Origin of the sequence: Photorhabdus kleinii, assembly GCF_025384885.1 — a bacterium.
In the GTDB taxonomy this organism is placed as follows: Bacteria; Pseudomonadota; Gammaproteobacteria; order Enterobacterales; family Enterobacteriaceae; genus Photorhabdus; species Photorhabdus kayaii.
Genome location: NZ_JAJAFY010000119.1, coordinates 1 through 1,636, shown reverse-complemented (window position 1 = coordinate 1,636; position 1,636 = coordinate 1). Strand labels below are relative to the sequence as shown.

General features: G+C 46.4%; 3 protein-coding genes. All 3 read right to left on the bottom strand.

Features of this window, described 5'->3' with window-relative positions; translation table 11 throughout:
- Positions 1–697, bottom strand: a 697-nt coding sequence (locus LG003_RS22830; RefSeq protein WP_262981739.1) for a phage tail protein, incomplete at its 3' end; no start/stop codon positions are given.
- The gene (locus LG003_RS22825; RefSeq protein ID WP_262981738.1) at positions 694–1,302 is read right to left on the bottom strand and encodes a phage tail protein I; all 609 of its coding nucleotides are present in this window, start codon (positions 1,300–1,302) and stop codon (positions 694–696) included. The genes LG003_RS22830 and LG003_RS22825, both read right to left, overlap by 4 nt.
- A partial coding sequence (locus tag LG003_RS22820) for a baseplate J/gp47 family protein (RefSeq protein ID WP_262981737.1) occupies positions 1,295–1,636 on the bottom strand: 342 nt, incomplete at its 5' end. The genes LG003_RS22820 and LG003_RS22825, both read right to left, overlap by 8 nt.

Below are 1,636 nucleotides of genomic sequence, written 5' to 3'. Positions count from 1 at the left end.
GCATGCTTGCAAGCTTACTTGCTGCAAGATCATAAGCCGCTTTTACGGCTTTTGGCGTAGCAGACAAGGTTTCACTTACGCTATTTGTCGCACTACTGAGTTGTACTATCCCCTTCTGAGTCAATGAGGCATCAGGCAACGGCGGTAAATTCTTTTTCAGCAAATATTGTGGATGCGGATCACTAGCTGCAAGATGCTCTTTAAATGCATTATCACAGTAAGCTTTCACTTCAATCGTGTTTTTATCGACATACTCGCGCGTTGCCAGTACAACAGAGGGATCAACTTTTAACGTGACTGACTCAGTACTGTTAACAATTAAAATCATTCTCACCGTCTGCGTTCTGCCTGACCCTTCTTGTAATTGGGGTTTATAGGTTTCCGGGCAATTCGCTACTGCTATCAGACTATCCTCGCCATCAAATAAGCCAATTTCACGCATCCACCAACCACCCTCACTTTCAGGGATAATCTGTTCAGCAATAATTTGGTTAGTGTTTACCGGATCGACGCTTAATGTATTAATCGCGGCTCGACGCTTTTCATTGACTAATTGTGTTTGATTAGCGTCAGGCTCTGGTAATTTGCCGGCGCCGTCGCCCACGGCCATGTGAGTAATGCTAATTTTGGTACCCAATGCGGCAGCATTCGCCAGCTTTGCCGCACCCAACTTAGTTAAAATGGCAAAGTATTTCATGATAAAATCCTCATCGTATCAATCAAATGAACCGCAGATCCCGCATGAGCGGTACCTTTAGTTTCAATCATTTCTGGCAAATAGGGGTAAACTGTCAGACTATCGCCGATATAGCTTGTTGCCGCGCAGTGAATGACACCCGATATATCTAAACTGACAGCCAAGCCGATTAGGTGGCGGCTCACAGGTTTGGCATCAGAGATTAAACGTTCAAGCTCTGAAAATATTTCCGCAGTAATCCCGCTCTCACGAACGCCGACTTCAAGTCGAAAAGTGCCGGGCGCATCATTGGTTTGCCACCATTCCTTTATTTGAATGAAATAGCCCAATGGCTCTACCACACGGCGGATAGCACCAATAGTGCCCTTATGTTTGTGCAAAAATAGTGAGTTTTTTATTACATCCCGCTTAGTCGTTACCGGCCAGTTTTCATCCCAACGATCAACGGACCACGCCCACGCCAGATAAGGTAATAACTCCACCGGGCAAGTATCAGGATTCCAGAGCTGGCGAAGCGGTACCGGAACATTTTGCAATTGTGCACATGCCTTAGCTGCGGCCACTTCCAAAACGGTAGAACCCGATGGCAACAAGCGGTCATTCATCAGAACCCCCGACACTGAGTTTTGCGCTGGTGCAAAATGACACCTGGGTTTTATCTAACACAACATCATGAGCGGGTGATTTCAATTCCACGCGTTGCACGCCCTCCACATGTAGAGCGGCATAAATGGCAGATAAGCGAATATCACGCCCTAAACGATGTTGTGTCTCTGTGTAGCGTTTCATTTGTTGCATGGCGGCAATGCGAATCGGTTCGGACTCCGGTGTCGGATAGAGATAAAGCACGGCATCAATCTGATATTCAATTACTTTTGCTGACTGAACTATTAGCCGGTCAGCAACCGGTCTAACATTCTCGTCATTAAGAGCTATAGC